This is a genomic window from Roseateles saccharophilus, assembly GCF_031458095.1.
Lineage (GTDB): Bacteria > Pseudomonadota > Gammaproteobacteria > Burkholderiales > Burkholderiaceae_C > Pelomonas > Pelomonas saccharophila_A.
In genome coordinates this window covers 926,163-940,911 of record NZ_JAVDXU010000002.1, presented here as the reverse complement: position 1 = coordinate 940,911, position 14,749 = coordinate 926,163, and the positions used below count along the sequence as shown (strand labels likewise).

General features: G+C 69.6%; 18 protein-coding genes. 12 read left to right on the top strand and 6 right to left on the bottom strand.

The genetic code is table 11. The features are described 5' to 3' along the window. Positions 1-83: 83 nt before the first annotated feature. The gene (locus J2X20_RS17010) at positions 84-1,790 is read right to left on the bottom strand and encodes a sensor histidine kinase (protein ID WP_310266983.1); all 1,707 of its coding nucleotides are present in this window, start codon (positions 1,788-1,790) and stop codon (positions 84-86) included. A gap of 144 nt (positions 1,791-1,934) precedes the next feature. Between J2X20_RS17010 and J2X20_RS17005 the strand changes: the two genes are divergently transcribed. The 8 genes from J2X20_RS17005 (at position 1,935) to J2X20_RS16970 (ending at position 6,502) form a co-directional block, all read left to right on the top strand. Beyond that, positions 1,935-2,282: a YciI family protein gene (locus J2X20_RS17005; protein WP_310266980.1), complete on the top strand. Its 348-nt coding sequence runs from the start codon at positions 1,935-1,937 to the stop codon at positions 2,280-2,282. A 244-nt stretch (positions 2,283-2,526) separates the two neighbouring features. Then, positions 2,527-2,931: a YciI family protein gene (locus J2X20_RS17000; RefSeq protein WP_310266978.1), complete on the top strand. Its 405-nt coding sequence runs from the start codon at positions 2,527-2,529 to the stop codon at positions 2,929-2,931. Between the two features lie 10 nt (positions 2,932-2,941). Next, the gene (locus J2X20_RS16995; protein ID WP_310266975.1) at positions 2,942-3,484 is read left to right on the top strand and encodes an SRPBCC family protein; all 543 of its coding nucleotides are present in this window, start codon (positions 2,942-2,944) and stop codon (positions 3,482-3,484) included. Then, on the top strand, positions 3,481-3,921 hold the full coding sequence (locus J2X20_RS16990) for an SRPBCC family protein (protein WP_310266970.1): 441 nt from the start codon (positions 3,481-3,483) through the stop codon (positions 3,919-3,921). The genes J2X20_RS16995 and J2X20_RS16990 overlap by 4 nt, the downstream gene beginning before the upstream one ends. Positions 3,922-3,932: 11 nt before the next feature. After that, a complete protein-coding gene (locus J2X20_RS16985) occupies positions 3,933-4,322 on the top strand; it encodes a VOC family protein (protein WP_310266967.1) in 390 nt (129 codons plus the stop codon). A gap of 8 nt (positions 4,323-4,330) precedes the next feature. Further along, positions 4,331-4,735: a VOC family protein gene (locus tag J2X20_RS16980; RefSeq protein WP_310266964.1), complete on the top strand. Its 405-nt coding sequence runs from the start codon at positions 4,331-4,333 to the stop codon at positions 4,733-4,735. A 13-nt stretch (positions 4,736-4,748) separates the two neighbouring features. Next, positions 4,749-5,240 carry a VOC family protein gene (locus J2X20_RS16975; protein WP_310266961.1) on the top strand — a complete coding sequence of 164 codons (492 nt, stop codon included), beginning with the start codon at positions 4,749-4,751 and terminating at the stop codon, positions 5,238-5,240. A gap of 2 nt (positions 5,241-5,242) precedes the next feature. Then, positions 5,243-6,502, top strand: coding sequence for an RNA polymerase sigma factor (locus J2X20_RS16970; RefSeq protein WP_310266958.1), 1,260 nt, complete (start codon positions 5,243-5,245; stop codon positions 6,500-6,502). A gap of 10 nt (positions 6,503-6,512) precedes the next feature. Here the strand turns inward: J2X20_RS16970 and J2X20_RS16965 are convergent, their stop codons facing one another. Continuing rightward, positions 6,513-6,713 (bottom strand): PEP-CTERM sorting domain-containing protein, encoded by a 201-nt coding sequence (locus tag J2X20_RS16965; protein WP_310266955.1) that lies wholly within the window; start codon positions 6,711-6,713, stop codon positions 6,513-6,515. A gap of 181 nt (positions 6,714-6,894) precedes the next feature. Here J2X20_RS16965 and J2X20_RS16960 point away from each other — a divergent pair, with 181 nt between their 5' ends. Further along, a complete protein-coding gene (locus J2X20_RS16960) occupies positions 6,895-7,608 on the top strand; it encodes a hypothetical protein (RefSeq protein ID WP_310266952.1) in 714 nt (237 codons plus the stop codon). A 16-nt stretch (positions 7,609-7,624) separates the two neighbouring features. On the opposite strand, the gene J2X20_RS16955 is transcribed toward J2X20_RS16960, so the two are convergent. The 3 genes from J2X20_RS16955 to J2X20_RS16945 form a co-directional block, all read right to left on the bottom strand. Continuing rightward, positions 7,625-10,147 carry a putative bifunctional diguanylate cyclase/phosphodiesterase gene (locus tag J2X20_RS16955; RefSeq protein WP_310266950.1) on the bottom strand — a complete coding sequence of 841 codons (2,523 nt, stop codon included), beginning with the start codon at positions 10,145-10,147 and terminating at the stop codon, positions 7,625-7,627. 93 nt (positions 10,148-10,240) lie between these two features. Then, positions 10,241-10,798, bottom strand: a complete 558-nt coding sequence (locus J2X20_RS16950; RefSeq protein WP_310266947.1) for a DUF2242 domain-containing protein — start codon at positions 10,796-10,798, stop codon at positions 10,241-10,243. An 80-nt stretch (positions 10,799-10,878) separates the two neighbouring features. Beyond that, positions 10,879-11,757: a LysR family transcriptional regulator gene (locus tag J2X20_RS16945; protein ID WP_310266945.1), complete on the bottom strand. Its 879-nt coding sequence runs from the start codon at positions 11,755-11,757 to the stop codon at positions 10,879-10,881. A gap of 81 nt (positions 11,758-11,838) precedes the next feature. On the opposite strand from J2X20_RS16945, the gene J2X20_RS16940 reads away from it, so the two are divergent. From J2X20_RS16940 to J2X20_RS16930, 3 genes are read left to right on the top strand one after another with little or no spacing between them, the layout of a single operon-like run. Beyond that, positions 11,839-12,873: an NADP-dependent oxidoreductase gene (locus J2X20_RS16940; protein WP_310266943.1), complete on the top strand. Its 1,035-nt coding sequence runs from the start codon at positions 11,839-11,841 to the stop codon at positions 12,871-12,873. Continuing rightward, positions 12,870-13,520, top strand: a complete 651-nt coding sequence (locus J2X20_RS16935; RefSeq protein ID WP_310266941.1) for a hypothetical protein — start codon at positions 12,870-12,872, stop codon at positions 13,518-13,520. The genes J2X20_RS16940 and J2X20_RS16935 overlap by 4 nt, the downstream gene beginning before the upstream one ends. A gap of 27 nt (positions 13,521-13,547) precedes the next feature. Beyond that, on the top strand, positions 13,548-13,991 hold the full coding sequence (locus tag J2X20_RS16930) for an OsmC family protein (protein ID WP_310266938.1): 444 nt from the start codon (positions 13,548-13,550) through the stop codon (positions 13,989-13,991). On the opposite strand, the gene J2X20_RS16925 is transcribed toward J2X20_RS16930, so the two are convergent. Continuing rightward, positions 13,988-14,749: an ABC transporter ATP-binding protein gene (locus tag J2X20_RS16925; RefSeq protein WP_310266936.1), complete on the bottom strand. Its 762-nt coding sequence runs from the start codon at positions 14,747-14,749 to the stop codon at positions 13,988-13,990. The two genes, J2X20_RS16930 and J2X20_RS16925, sit on opposite strands and share 4 nt — an antisense overlap.

Here is a 14,749-nt window from a genome sequence, read left to right as displayed (position 1 = left end):
GATGTGCTTGCCGGTCGATCCGGCAAGCATCGTCATCCCCTCGGGGGATCGGCCAAGCTACTCCTTGGACGAGGGGCTCCGCCTCAGGCGGCCAAAGCCAGGGTAGTGTCGCCCTGGATCGGCAGCTCCAGCCGGGCCACCGTGCCCTGGCCCGGCTGGCTGTCCAGCTCCAGGCTGCCGCCCAGCATGCCGCTGACCAGGCTGTGGGCGACGAACAGGCCCAGGCCGCTGCCGCCCTGGCCGAAGGTGGTGGTGAAGAAGGGCTCGAAGGCACGGGCCAGGTCGGCCGCTGGCATGCCAGCGCCGTTGTCGCTCAGCTCCAGCGTCAGGCGCTCGCCACTGCGGCGGGCGCTGACGCGGATCTGGCCGCTGCTGCGGTTGCGGAAGGCATGCAGGCAGGCGTTCTCCAGTAGCTGTTCCAGCACCTGCTGCAGCACCTCGGAGTAGCCCTCCAACAGGAAGCCTTCCGGCAGGTCGCAGGCCAGCTGCACGTGCTCGACCGCCAGGCGGGTCTGCACGCGCGCCCAGGCCTGCAGCACGGCCTCGCGCAGGTCGAAGCGTGAGCGCACGGCGCGGCCGCTGCCCTCGGTCAGTTGCTTGAAGCGGTTGACCAGGCGCAGCGCGCGATCGACGTTCTGCTCGACCAGCTCGCTGCCGGCCTGCGCCTGCGCCACCCAGTCGACCAGCTCCTGGCGCTTCAACGGCGCGCCTGTGGCCATCCGCTCGGCAAAGCTGGCGCTGCCGGCGCGCAGGGCGCTGACACTCAGCAGCGCGTTGCCCAGCGGCGTGTTCATCTCGTGGGCGATGCCGGCCAGCAACTGGCCCAGGGCCGCCAGCTTGCGGCTGTTGACGAGCTCGTCCTGGGCGGCCAGCAACTCCTGGGTGCGGGCCTGGACCTGCTCCTCCAGCCACAGGGCGGCGCGGCGGCGTTCCTCGTCGCGGCGGGCCTGGTCGATGGCGATGCCGGCCAGGTGGCTGGCGATATTCAGCGCGCTGATCTCCTCGGGGCTGGGCCGGCGCACCTCGCGGTAGTACATGGCGAAACTGCCGATGACGCCCTGGTTGGCTGCATGGATGGGCGCCGACCAGCAGGCCTTGAACCCATAGGGCAGGGCCAGGTCCTTGTAGGCGGCCCACAACGGGTGGGTGGCGATGTCGTCGACGATGACGAGGCGGTCGTCGAACATGGCCGTGCCGCAGGAGCCGGCTGTGGGGCCGATCTCCGCGCCCTCCAGCGCCTGCATATAGTCATGCGGCATGCGCGGGCCGGCGCCGACATGCACATGCCGGCCGTCCAGGTCCAGCAACAGCACGCTGCAGTACAGGCCCTCAAACTGCGACTCGATGAGGGCTGTCAGCCGGTTCAGCACCGGCGTCAGCGGCTGGCCGGTGGCCACCATCTCCAGCAGCTCGTTCTTGGCCCGGTTCAGCACCTCGGCGAACTGCATGCGGCTGACGTCCACCATGCAGACGGCCACTTGGGGCTCGCCATCGCGCTCGGTCAGCGTCAGGTGCAGTTCGTGGGGGCGGGCCTCGCCGGCGCGGGTCTGGAAGGTCCAGGGCAGGCTCAGCGAGCCGCCCTGCTGCAGCTGCGCCAGCACGCTGTCCAGCGTGGCGGCCGAGGGCCGGCCGTCGGGCTGGCGCAAGGGGCACAGCAGCGACAAGGGCATGCCGCGCAGGGCTTGCGCGTCATAGCCCAGCACCTTGGCACGCCCCGAGGCTGCCCCGACGATGGGCAGCTCGGGCGTGGCCTTCACGAGCAATATCGCGACATGGGTCATGTCGTCCATCTCGGCCTCCGCTGAGTTGCGAGCTTATGCATCTCGCTGCAGCCCGACTGTGCCCGATCCGCGCGAATCACCCAACTGCTGTCAGAAATGAGGAAGGACAGGCGCCAGAATGGCCGCCTGTTGCCACCGACCGCGGACCCGACCATGCCCCAGATGCTGCTCATCGTCGAACCCATAGGCCAGCGCGCCGAACGCGGCCGCGTCAATGGCGAGGCCGTCTACCAGCGCATGCTGGACTTCGCCGCCGAACTCAAGGAGGCCGGCCTGCTGCTGGGCACCAATTCCCTGGGCTCGGCCGCCAAGCGCTATGCCAAGCGCGAGGGTGGCGCCCAGGTCTGGGACGGGCCCTTTGCGGAGGCCAAGGAGATGGTGGGCGGCTATTTCCTGCTCGACACCGAAGACGCCGCCGTCGCCATGACCTGGGCCGAGCGTTGCCCGGCCGCGGAATGGGCCACTGTCGAAATCCGCGGCGTCGGCCCCTGCTATACGTGAGGCCCCTCGTCCACGGAGTACCTTGGTCGGTCCCCCGAGGGGACGGCGATGCTTGCGGCGTCAAGCCGCAAGCACATCGCCAGACGGGCCGGCTCGGGAGCGGCCCAGCGCTCGGCCCGAACACCCCCTAGATCCTGAGGGCTAAGTAATTTCCCGGAGTCTGTCGATTCCGGTCGGTCAGGATCGTCGTGGGAATGAAGGCAGCAAATCAGCAAGCGCTGCCGCCAACCCCAGGAGACCTGCCATGCGATTCATGATCCAAGTCCGTGCCAACGCCGTCAGCGAGCGCGGCGACCCGCCCGGCCCCGAATACGCCAAGCTCTTCGAAGAGATGGGCGCCTTCCACGAGGAGATGGCGCGCGCCGGCGTGCTGCTCGACGGCGCCGGCCTGCGCCCCAGCCGCAATGGCTGGCGCGTGCGCTACGACGCCGACGGCCGCCGCGAGGTCGTCGATGGCCCCTTCGCCGAGGCCAAGGAGCTGATCGCCGGCTACACCCTGATCCAGGTGCGCTCCGAGGAAGAAGCCCGGGCCTGGGCCAGCCGCTTCCCGATGCCTTTCATCGGCATGGGCTGCGAGATCGAGGTGCGCCCCCTCTACGAGGACGCCGACTTCGCTCCCGGCGGCGACATGGCCATCCGCAGCGAGTGAGGAGAGCACCATGAGCAACCTCTCCATCATCTTCATCTGCCTGGGGCTGGCCCTGGCCCTGCTGCTGGCCTATGCGGCCACGCGGCCCGACGAGTTCCGCGTCGAGCGCCGCCTGCGCATCGCCGCGCCGGCCGACAAGGTCTGGCCCCTGGTCAGCGAGCTGCGCGCCTTCAACCGCTGGAACCCCTATGAACGCAAGGACCCGCTGATCAAGAGCGCCTACAGCGGCGCCGCGGCCGGCGTGGGCTCGCGCTACGACTGGGACAGCAAGGAGGTCGGCAGCGGCAGCCTGGAGATCGTCAACCAGCAGCCGGGCCGGGTCGTGCAGATGAAGCTGGATTTCGTGAAGCCCTTCGAGGCCCACAACCAGGCCGAGTTCGCCCTGCTGCCGACGCCCGACGGCGCCACCGAAGTGCGCTGGACCATGAACGGGCCCGCCAACTTTGCGTCAAAGCTGATGGGCGTCTTCATCAACATGGACAAGATGGTGGGCCGCGACTTCGAGGCCGGCCTGCAGAACCTGCGCCAGCTTGCCGAAGGGAGGCCCGCATGAAGGACCTGCAGTTCGGCATCGACATCGCCGCGCCGGCCGCCCGGGTCTGGGACTGCATGTTCGACCCCCTGGCCTACCGCGACTGGACCCGCGCCTTCTGCGAGGGCTCCTACTTCGAGGGCAGCTGGGAGGCCGGCCGCCGGCTGCGCTTCCTCGACCCGCGCGGCTTCGGCATGGAGGCCGTCGTCGACGAGAGCCGGCCGCATCAGGAGCTGTCGCTGCGCCTGGTCGGCGAGATCAGGGACGGCCGCCCCGTCGCCGACAGCGCCCTGTATCGCGAGCCGGCCCGGGAGCGCTATGTCTTCAGCGCCGCGCCAACCGGCACCCACCTGGCCATCCACCTGCAGAGCTGGGACGACGGTTTCACCGAGTTCCTGAACACCACCTGGCCGCAGGCCCTGCAGCGCCTCAAGGCCCTGTCCGAATCCACGCACTGAAGGGACATCTCATGCAGATCAAGATCTCCTCCATCTTCGTGGACGACCAGGACAAGGCCCTGGCCTTCTATACGGAGAAGCTCGGCTTCAGGAAGATGGCCGACATCCCCATGGGCCCCACCTATCGCTGGTTGACCGTCGTGTCGCCCGAGGGCGTGCACGGCGTCGAGCTGGCCCTGGAGCCCATGGGCTTTGCGCCGGCCAAGGTCTACCAGAAGGCCTTGTTCGACGCCAACATGCCCGCCACCGCCTTCGTCACCGCGGACGTCGAGGCCGAGGTCAAGAAGCTGCGCGAGCGCGGCGTCGTCGTGCGCGGCGAGCCCGAGAACATGGGGCCGATCAAGGCGGTCATGTTCGAGGACGGCTGCGGCAACCTCATCCACCTCGTCCAACCTTTGTGAGCACCCCCATGCACAAGCAGATCTACGTCAACATGCCCGTCAAGGACCTGGCCAGGAGCAAGGCCTTCTTCGAGGCCGTCGGCTACAAGTTCAACCCGCAGTTCACCAACGACAAGGGTGCCGGCATGGAGCTGGGCGAGAACCTCTACGCCATGCTGCTGTCGGAAGAGTTCGCACGAACCTTCACGCCCAAGGCCTTTCCCGATGCCAAGACCGCCACCACCGGCTGGGTCTGCCTGAGCTGCGAGAGCCGCGAGGAGGTCGATGCCCTGGTTGCCAAGGCCAGGGCTGCGGGCGGCAACATCCCCGGCGAGGCGCAGGACCATGGCTTCATGTACGGCCATGGCTTCGAGGACCTCGACGGCCACCACTGGGAACTCGTCCACATGAGCGGCATGCCCCCTCAAGCCTGAACAGGAGATCGAGATGCAGATCCAACACAAGCTCCAACCCTTCGTCTGGTACGAGAAGGGCGCCGAAGACGCGGTGGCCCATTACCTGAAGGTCTTCGGTCCCGACCAGGGCCGGATCATCGACACCCAGCGCTGGGGCGAAAACTCTCCCGGCGCAGCGGGCACGGTCATGATCGTCACCTACGAGCTGTTCGGCGTGCGCATGACGGCCTTCAATGGCGGTCCGCACTTCAAGCTCAACGAATCCTTCTCGCTGACCGTCTTCTGCAAGGACCAGGCCGAGATCGACCATCTGTGGGAGCAACTGCCCGCGGGCGGCGGCGCGCCCTCGCAATGCGGCTGGGTCAAGGACGCCTGGGGCCTGTCCTGGCAGATCATTCCCGCAGACTGGTTCGACATGATTCGCGACCCCGATCCGGCGCGCGTGCAGCGCGTCTTCCAGGCCGTCTGGAAGATGCAGAAGATCGACCTGGCGGCTCTGAAGGCCGCTTACGACGGCGCCTGACCGTGGATCATGCCGAACTGGCCGCCGGCGTCTGGCGTATCGAGCGCAGCCGCCTCGTCGGGGCAGCGGCCAAGATGCTGCGCGACCTCGACGAAGCCGAAGACTGCGCCCAGGACGCCCTCATCGCCGCCATGGAGACCTGGCCGCGCGACGGCCAGCCCGCCAACCCTGCCGCCTGGCTGATGACTTCCACCCGCAACAAGGCCCTGGACCGGCTGCGCCGGCGCGCCATGCTGGACCGCGAGCACGAGCATCTCGCAGCCGATGACGAGGCCATGGGCACCCATGTCGTGCCCGATTTCGTCGACCACCTCGACGCCGCCCGCGACCAGGCCGAGATCGGTGACGAGCAGCTGCGCCTGATCTTCATCGCCTGCCACCCCGTGCTGCCGCGCGAGGCCCAGGTGGCGCTGACGCTGCGTCTGCTCGGCGGCCTGGAGACGCCCGAGATCGCCCGCGCCTTCCTGCAGCCCGAGGCGACGGTGGCCCAGCGCATCGTGCGCGCCAAGAAGGCCCTCAACGGCCAGGCCTATGAGCTGCCCAGTGCGGCCGAGCGCGAGCAGCGCCTGGGCGCCGTGCTCGCCGTCGTCTACCTGATCTTCAACGAGGGCCACAGCGCCGGCAGTGGCGCGAGTCTCTTGCGCCCGGCCCTGTGCGACGAGGCCCTGCGCCTGGTGCGCCAGCTGCAGCATCTGCTGCCGGATGACGCCGAAGTGCACGGCCTCGCCGCCCTGCTCGAGATCCAGGCCTCGCGCCTGCCGGCCCGCCTGGACGCCCAAGGCCGCCCCGTGCTGCTGCCCGACCAGGACCGCCGCCGCTGGGACCAGTTGCTGATCCGCCGTGGCCTGGCCGCCCTCGAACGCGCCCTGGGCCTGGGGGAGCCGGGGCCCTACACGCTGCAAGCGGCAATCGCCGCCTGTCATGCGCGTGCGGCCAAGGCCGAGGACACCGACTGGGCGGCCATCGTGGCGGGCTATGACCGTTTGCTGGCCCTCAACCCCTCGCCCGTCATCGCGCTGAACCGTGCCGTGGCCCTCAGCTTCGCGCGCGGCCCGGCCGCGGCCCTGCCGCTGCTGGAGCAGCTCGCCGCCGAGCCCCAGCTCAAGCGCTACCCCTTCCTGGCCGGCGCCCAGGCCGATGTGCTGGAGCGCCTGGGCCGCGTGGGCGAGGCGCGCGAGGCCTATCTGCGCGCGGCCGAGCTGACCGACAACGAGATGCAGCGCGAGCTGCTGCAGGCCCGCGCGGCGCGGTTGGCCAACTGACGGAATCTGGCTATTTGCGGCGGTTGAACTTCACCGCCACCAGCACGCCGATGGCCAGGGCCACCAGGGGCCAGCTGCCGGGCTCCGGCGTCGGGCAGGGTGGGGTGCCGGGCACGCCGCAGTTGGGCGCGGCCTGAGCGCCCGCCAGTGCGGGCGCCAGGGCGAGGGTGGCGGCGGCCACGCGGGCCGTCCAGGTGGACAGTGTGCTCATGGGGTCACTCCTTGTCCGGATCCCTCCGGTGCAAAGAGCTTGGGCGCCGCGCCGCGCCGTTTCAAACCCGGCATGTCCTGCAAAGCGGTGGCAAACCCCTGGATGAGGGGAGGTGTCGGTACGGCGGTACGACGGCCGCTTGCCGCGTGCCGAGCGGCCGGCCTTGGCTGATGATGGCGCCATGTTGCGACGCCACCTTGCTGCATGGGCTGCGGGCCTGCTGCCTTGGGCCGGCTTCGCCACGGCAGCGCCCGCCGCGGAGCCGCTGCGCCTGGTGGTCAGCCCCGCGGCCTCGGCGCGTGGCAACGAGATTGCCGACGCCGCCATCGCGCTGCTGATGCGCCAGGCGGGCCTGAGCTACACCCTGTCGCGCGAACCCGTGGAGCGGGCGGTGGCGAGCTTTCGGGCCGGCCTCTATGACGCCGACATGCTGCGCCTGCCGCAGTTCGACCAGGTCGTGCCCGGCGCCCTGCGCGTCGACCCGCATCTGCTCAGCACCACGGTCATGGCCTTCAGCCGATCGGCGTCGCTGGCACCCACCTCCTGGGCCGAGCTGGGCAGCGCGCGCGTGGCCCATGTGCGCGGCATCAAGGCCATGGAACTGGCCCTGGCCGGCCGCTCCGGCGTCGAGATCACGAGCACGGCCGAGGCCTGCCTGGGCATGGTGGCGATGCAGCGCGTCGACCTCTGCCTGCTCAATGCCGAGCGCGACTTCGGCCCACCCCCGCAGGTCAACGGCGTGACCCTGCATCGCAGCGTGCTGGCGCGCGTGAACCTGCATGTCTGGGTCGCGCCGGGCCGCGAGGCCCTGGCCCAGAAGCTGTCGGCGGCGATGAAGGCGATCGTGGCCGGCGGTGAGCTGGAGCGGGTGGCGGGCGGCAACCGGGCGCCGTGACCGGGGCCGCGCGGCCTCAGAACTCCCCGCCGCTGAAACGCGTGTCCGGCAATTGCGTCAGGTTGCGCAGCTGCAGCCGCGTCGACGGCCAGGCGGTCAGCGGCGGGTTGATCGAGTCGAGGTGGGCATCGCGTGCGGCGGCCAGGCCCTGGCGATGGGCCAGCTCGACAAAGGCCTGGGTCGCATCGCGCGGCAGGGCCTGGGCGTAGAGGAAGCCCTGGCCCAGGCCGCAGCCCAGCTCGGTCAGCACCTGCTGCTGTTCGGCGGTCTCTATGCCTTCGGCCACCGTGTGCAGGCCCAGGGCCTGGGCCAGTTCGTGGATGGCCGAGACGATGGCGCGGGCCGTGGGGCCGGCGCGTGGGTGGTCGAGGTCGGTGATGAAGGCGCGGTCGATCTTGAGCTGGTCCAGCGGCAGGCGGCGCAGATAGGCCAGCGACGAGAAGCCGGTGCCGAAGTCGTCCAGAGCGATGCGCACGCCCAGCGCGCGCAGACGGGTCAGCAGGTCGATGGCGTGGTTGCTGTCGCTCAGCAGGGCCGACTCGGTCAGCTCGATCTCCAGGCGGTCGGCGGGCAGGCCGCTGCGCTCCAGCGCCTCCAGCACGTGCAGCTCCAGCGGGCTGCGCTCGAATTGCAGGGCCGACACGTTGACGGCCACGCGCAGCTCGCCCGGCCAGCGCGCGGCGTCGCGGCAGGCCATCAGCAGGGCCCAGGCGCCGATGCCGACGATGAGGCCGCTGTCCTCGGCCAGTGGGATGAAGACGGCCGGCGGCACCAGGCCGCGCGTCGGATGGCGCCAGCGCATCAGCGCCTCGAAGCCCAGCAGCCTGCCGCTGGCCAGCTCGATCTGCGGCTGGTAGTGCATCTCCAATTGACCCGCGTCCAGGGCCAGGCGCAGGTCGGCCAGCAGGGCGAGGCGATCCTGGGCTTCCTGTTGCAGGGCCGGCTCGTAGAGCACCAGGCGGTCGCGGCCGGCGGCCTTGGCGGCGAACAGGGCCAGGTCGGCCGCGCGCAGCAGCGGGTCGGGTGCCTGGGCGTGGCGGGGCGCACAGGCCGCACCGATGCTGGCGCGCACGTCGATCTCATGGCCGGCGATGGGCACCGGCACGCGCAGGGCCGAGCGCAGCTGCTTGCCCAGGCGCTGCATGGCCTCGGGGCTGAGCTCGCCGCGCAGCAGGATGGCGAACTCGTCGGCCGCCAGGCGCGCGACGAGGTCGCCGCTGCCGCGCCGCGCCGCCAGGCTGTCGCGCAGGCGTTCACCGACGGCGGCGAGCAGGTGGTCGCCCGCGGCGTGGCCCAGGCTGTCGTTGACCTGCTTGAAGCAGTCCAGGTCCAGCAGCAGCACGGTGCAGGGCGAGATGGGCCCGCCGCCGCCGAGATACAGGGCCAGGCGGCGATGGAACTGGTGGCGATTGGCCAGGCCGGTGACGGTGTCCTGGTCGGTCAGGCGCAGCAGCTCGCGTTCGCGCTCACGCACCTCGCTGACATCGCTGCCCACGCCGCGCCAGCCGCCGTCGCCCTCCAGGCGGCGCCCGCTCAGCGCCCACCAGACGTCCTCGCCATCGATGCGCAGATGCAGGGCATGGTCGCGCAGCGGCTCGGACGTCAGCAGCGCGTCGCCCAGCCGGTCCAGGCGCTGCTTGGCCTCGGCGTTGTCGGGCGGCAGATGGCGGGCCAGCAGGGCCAGCAGCGGCTCGCCGATCAGGGTTTCGGCCGGGCGGCCCAGACGCTCGGCCATGCGCTGCGACACATGGCGCAGCCGGCCGTCACGGCCCAGCTCCCACAGCCAGTCGCTGGCATGGTGCTCGAAGTCGCGCAGCAGCAGCGATACGGTGAGCCGGTCGCGCGCGGCCTCGTGCTGGGCATGGCGGCCCTGCAGGAAGAGGCGGGCGTTCAACAGGGCCGCCATGCCCAGCACGATGGCGTAAAGCGGCAGCAGCGGCAGCAGGCCGTTCATCCAGGGCAGCGGCAGCAGGGCGATGCCCAGGGCCAGCGTGCCGCAGGCGCCCAACACCCAGGCGATGGCGACGGCGGGCAGCAGGGCGAACATCCAGGCCGCGGCGGCAATGGCGCCTGCGGCCGTGGCAACCAGGGGGGCATGCAGGCTGGGCTGGACCTGCTGGGCGACCTGCAGCAGCAGCACCACGTCCAGCACGCCGCCGATGAACAGATCCAGGGCCAGCAGCAGCCCGGCGCGGATGCCGCGCGGCGGTGCGTCCGCAGGACGCTGGTGGCTCTCATGCCACCACAGCACGAAATTGAAGCCGTTCAGGGCCACCAGCCCGATCAGCACGGGCCCGAGATGCGCCAGCTCGGCGCGCTCGTCGAGCGCCGCCATCAACAGCCCGATGGCGATGGCCGTGGCGATGACGGACGCAGGCAGCTGGTCGACGACGGCACGCCATTGGTCACCGCGTAAGCGGGCCGCCTCGGCGGCGTCGCCCGGGACCTTCCAGGCCGCGTCGATCAGCCGCCTGAAGCCCGCCAGCGGCCGCCAGGCCGGCGCGGCAGGCAGGGCGAGAGGAGGCTGGGGCTCGACCATGGCCGGGCCATCCTAGGCGGACGCTGGCTTGCGCGGTTGTGACGCAATGCCTAAGAAATGACTTATTCCAATGTGATTTTTGACACCAGCCTGTCAGCGCGAAGCGGTGTTTTCGCGCAGCATGCGCTGCATCAGCGTGAAGAAGCGGTCGTAGAACTCGCCGGCGGGGATGGTTTCGGAGGCCACCTTGACGAGGGAGTCGTCGCTCGATGACAGCGGCACCGAGATCGAGCCCAGCGCGCTGACGCCCAGGCTGGCGGCCTGGTTGCTCTTCTTCAGCGCGTAGCGGTCCTGCTGGGCACTGACATAGGCGGTGGCGATCTGCTGCTTGGGGCCGTCGCCGACGCAGACGATGTTGAAGGCGATCTCCACATGCACCTCGCCCGCGGGCTGGAAGTGCTTGGCGCCGCGCACGACGCCGCTTTCCGCCTTGCTGATCACATAGCCCTGGCTGAGCAGGGCGCGGCGCGCGGCCTCGCAGGTGTCCTCCACATTGGCATCGAACAGCCGCGAGAAGGTCTCCTCGGCGGCGAAGCTCTCGCCCTGGTAGACCGACTTCTCGGCTTTGGTCGACCGCGACGGCAGACCGCTGCAGCCGGCCAGCAAAGCGGCCAGCAGTGCGGGCAGGGCAAGGGAGAGGAGGCGAGGCATGGGGGGATTATTCCGTTGTCGACGCGGCGAGGGCTGACGGCCGGCAACGCGGCCGCTGCGGTCGGCGATGACAGGGCTTGTCAGAGGCTCGCCATCAGGCCCGCCAGCCAGCCGCTGGCCGTGGCCGTCCGCCACACCAGATGGACCTGCTCGACGCATTCATAAGGGCAGTCGGGCACTGCCAGGCGCATCAGGTCGCCGTGCTGGGCGAGGGCGAAGTCGGGCAGATAGGCCAGGGCCTGGCCGCTGGCCACCAGGCTGATCAGCAATTGCAAGTCGTCCAGCCAGAAGCGGATGCGCCGCGGCAGGCGGTCGTCGCGCCAGCCGTCGGCGCGGCTGCCGCGCTCCAGGCCGCAGAACATCGAGCGCTGCGGGCAGGCGAAGTCGTGTTGCAGGACTTCCGTCGTGGCCACCTCGCCGCGGCCGGCCAGCGGGTGGCTGGGGCCGGCAGCCAGTTGCATGCGGATCTCGCCCAGGCGTTTGGCCTCCAGGCCGGCCGGCAGCGCAGCGCCCAGGGCCACGTCGGTGACCAGGGCGAGATCGCCTTCGCCGCGCGCCAGGGCGGCCAGCGCGGCGTCCTCGAACAGCGTCACGAAGGCCAGGCTGGACCGCGGCTGCAGGGCCGAAAGACGCGCCGCCAAGCTGGCACCAAATCCCCACTGCAGCACGGCTGGCGCCAGCAGCCGGCAATGTGAGCGCAGGCTCACGCCGCGGAATTCGGCTTGCATCTGCTCGGCTAGCGTGACCAGGGCCAGCGCCCGTTCGCGCAGCCTTTCGCCGGCCGCGTTCAGGCGTATGGCCTTGCCGATGCGGTCGAAGACGGGCGTGGCCAGCGAGGCTTCCAGCCGCTTGACGGCCTTGGACAGGGCCGAGGGCGTCTGGTGCAACTCGTCCGCCGCCGCACGCAGATTGGCGTGGCGGGCGATGACGAGAAAGCTGCGCAGGTCGGCGATGTCCATGCTTGTTCGTGTCTTATCGGGCACTGATTGTCGACTTTGTTTTGCTTCACAGGCATCAGGCGACGCAGGAAGATGGGCCGCATGGACGCTTTCATCGACAACCGTCAGTGGCTTTACCGCCGCCATCCCGAGGGCTTGGTCGGCCCCGAGCACTACGAACTCGTCACCACGCCGCTGGCCAGCGCGCTGTCGGCCGGCGAGGTGCTGGTGCAGGCGCGCTGGTGGTCGGTGGACCCGTATATGCGCATCAACCAGTCGCTCAAGCCGACCTACAACGAGTTGCCGCATGCGCTGGACATGGTGCAGACGGCCGGCGTCGTCGGCCGCGTGCTGGCCTCGTCGGTGCCGTCGCTGGCGGCCGGTGATTGGGTCGAAGGCATGCTGGGTTGGCAGACGCATGCGCGTGTCCACCACTCGGTGCTGCGCAAGCTCGACCCGGCGCTGGCGCCGCCGTCCACGGCCATCGGCGTGCTCGGCATGCCGGGGCGCACGGCCTGGTTTGGGTTGATGGAGTCGGGCCGGCCCAAGGCGGGCGAGGTGGTCATCGTCTCGGGCGCTGCCGGCGCCGTGGGTTCGCTGGTGGCGCAGTTCGCGCTGAAGAATGGCTGCCGCGTGCTGGGCATTGCCGGCGGTACAGCCAAGTGCGGGTGGCTGCGCGAGACCCTGGGCCTGACCTGGGCGGTGGACTACAAGGCCCATGCCGATACCGAGTCGCTGGCGGTCGAGATCAAGGCGCTGACGGGCGGTGTGGACGTCTATTTCGACAATGTCGGCGGCTGGATCAGCGACGCCGTCATCCCCCTCATCAACCGCCGCGCCCGCATCGTCATCTGCGGCGCCATCAGCCAGTATTCGGGCGGCCTGGACGCGCCTGAGCTGGGGCCGCGCTTCCTGCACCACATGCTCTACCAGCGCGCCACCATCCAGGGCATGCTGGCGCGCGACTATCTGCACCGCATGGACGAGATGCTGGGCATCGTCGGGCCCATGGTGAAGCGCGGCGAGATCGTCTTCGAGGAGACCGTCGTGAAGGGCTTTGAGAAGTTGCCGGCGACGCTGCAAAGCATGTTCACCAGCGACCATCGCGGCAAGCTCATCGTGGAGGCTGAAGCATGAAGCGCCGTTCATTCGCATTGGCGGCGTTACTGCCGGTCTTCGCTCGTGCCGAGACCGCCATGGGTGGTCACGGCATGGCCGTCTTCGGTGGTCGCGAGGGCCTGTACGCCTCGCATCTGCCGATGTTCCACACGCCGCATGACAGCCAGGTGCTGCTGAGCTTTCACCTCGCCGACGCGGCCGCCGACAAGGCTCTGCGCGAAACGCTGGCGCGCAAGCCCAGGCTATGGACCTTCGACCCCGAGACCTTTGACCTGCTTCGCTTCACGCCCGGCCACGCCAGGCCGCTGCTCGAATTCAAGGCGCGCTTCTTCGAGGGCCACTTCGAGCGCGGGGGCAAGCCTCAGGCCGCCGAGCAGCGCGTCATCGTCGATAAGGTACTGCTGTTCCGCCGCCTCAGCTCGGCCGAGCGCGATGCCGCGACGGGGCGCTACCGCCTGATCGGCAAGGGCAATGAATGGTTTGCCTTCAAGACCATCGACCGCCGGCCGGATTTCGATCACATCGTGCGCCTGCAAGCGCCTGAGGTGAAGGGCGAGGTCGACGTGGCGCTGCGGGGCGTCAACAGGCCTAACGCTGCTGTCAGGCGCGCCTTCAAGGCCGGTCGTCTGACCGAGATCTATTTCGAGACCGACGACCTGCGCTGAAAATCGCCTCCAACCCAGGAGGCCTCAATGGACAACCCCAGCGTCACCCTGCAGCAGAAGCAGGGCTATCAGTTCGAACACCACTACGCGCCGAGCATCCCGGTGCTGCTGTCCGACGAGCCCGTGCCCTTCGGTACCGGCCTCGGGCCCGACCCTGTCGAGCTGCTCGCGTCGGCCGTGGGCAACTGCCTCAGCGCTTCGCTGTGGTTCGCCTGCCAGAAGTACAAGGACGACCCCTCGCCGCTGCGCACCGAGGTCAAGGCGACCGTCGGTCGCAACGAGCGGGGCCGCAACCGCGTGCAGGGACTGGAGGTCGACCTGCACCTGGGCAAGCCGGCCGCCGAGCTCGGCCACATCCAGCGCGTGCTGGACACCTTCGAGGATTTCTGCACCGTCACGCAGAGCGTGGCGCCGGCGATTCCGGTCACGCTGCGCGTGCTGGACAGCACCGGCGCCGTCCTGAAAGGCTAGGCGGGCATCTCCAGGCCGAGCTCTTTGAGGATGGCCTCGCGCAACTGATCCATCTCGGGGCTGATCAGCCGCCGCGGATGCGGCATGTCCAACTCGAAGCGGGCCTGGATGCGCGTGGGCCGCGGCGACAGCACGAGGATGCGGTCGGCCATGTAGAGGGCCTCGTCGACGTCGTGGGTGATGAGGAGCACGGTGTGCTTCTCCTCGGCCAGGATGCGCAGCAGCTCGTTGCGCATGCGCAGATTCATCAACGCGTCCAGGGCCGAGAAGGGCTCGTCCAGATACAGGATCTCGGGCTTGACGATGAAGGCCCGGGCCAGCTCAACGCGCTTGAGCATGCCGCCCGACAGCTCGTGCGGGTAGGCGCCCTCGAAGCCCTTCAACCCCACCATGGCGGCGTAGTGATCGGCCAGCTTGACGCGCTCGGCATCGACGCCATGCTCCTGGCCCGTCAGGCCGAACATCAGGTTCTGCTGCACGGTCAGCCAGGGGAAGACCGAGCCGTATTGGGAGATGACGATGCCCTGAGGGCTGGGGCCGGGATGGGGCTTGCCGTCGATGAGCAGCGAACCGCCGTCGGGCTTCTCGAAGCCGGCCAGGATGTTCATCAGCGTGGATTTGCCACAGCCCGAGGGACCGACGATGGCGACGAACTCGCCTTCCTCGACTTCGAAGTCGATGCCCTCGATGACGGGCAGCTGGCCGCCCTTGGCGGCCTTGAAGCTCTTGGTCAGGCCGTTGACGGCGATCTTGGGCAT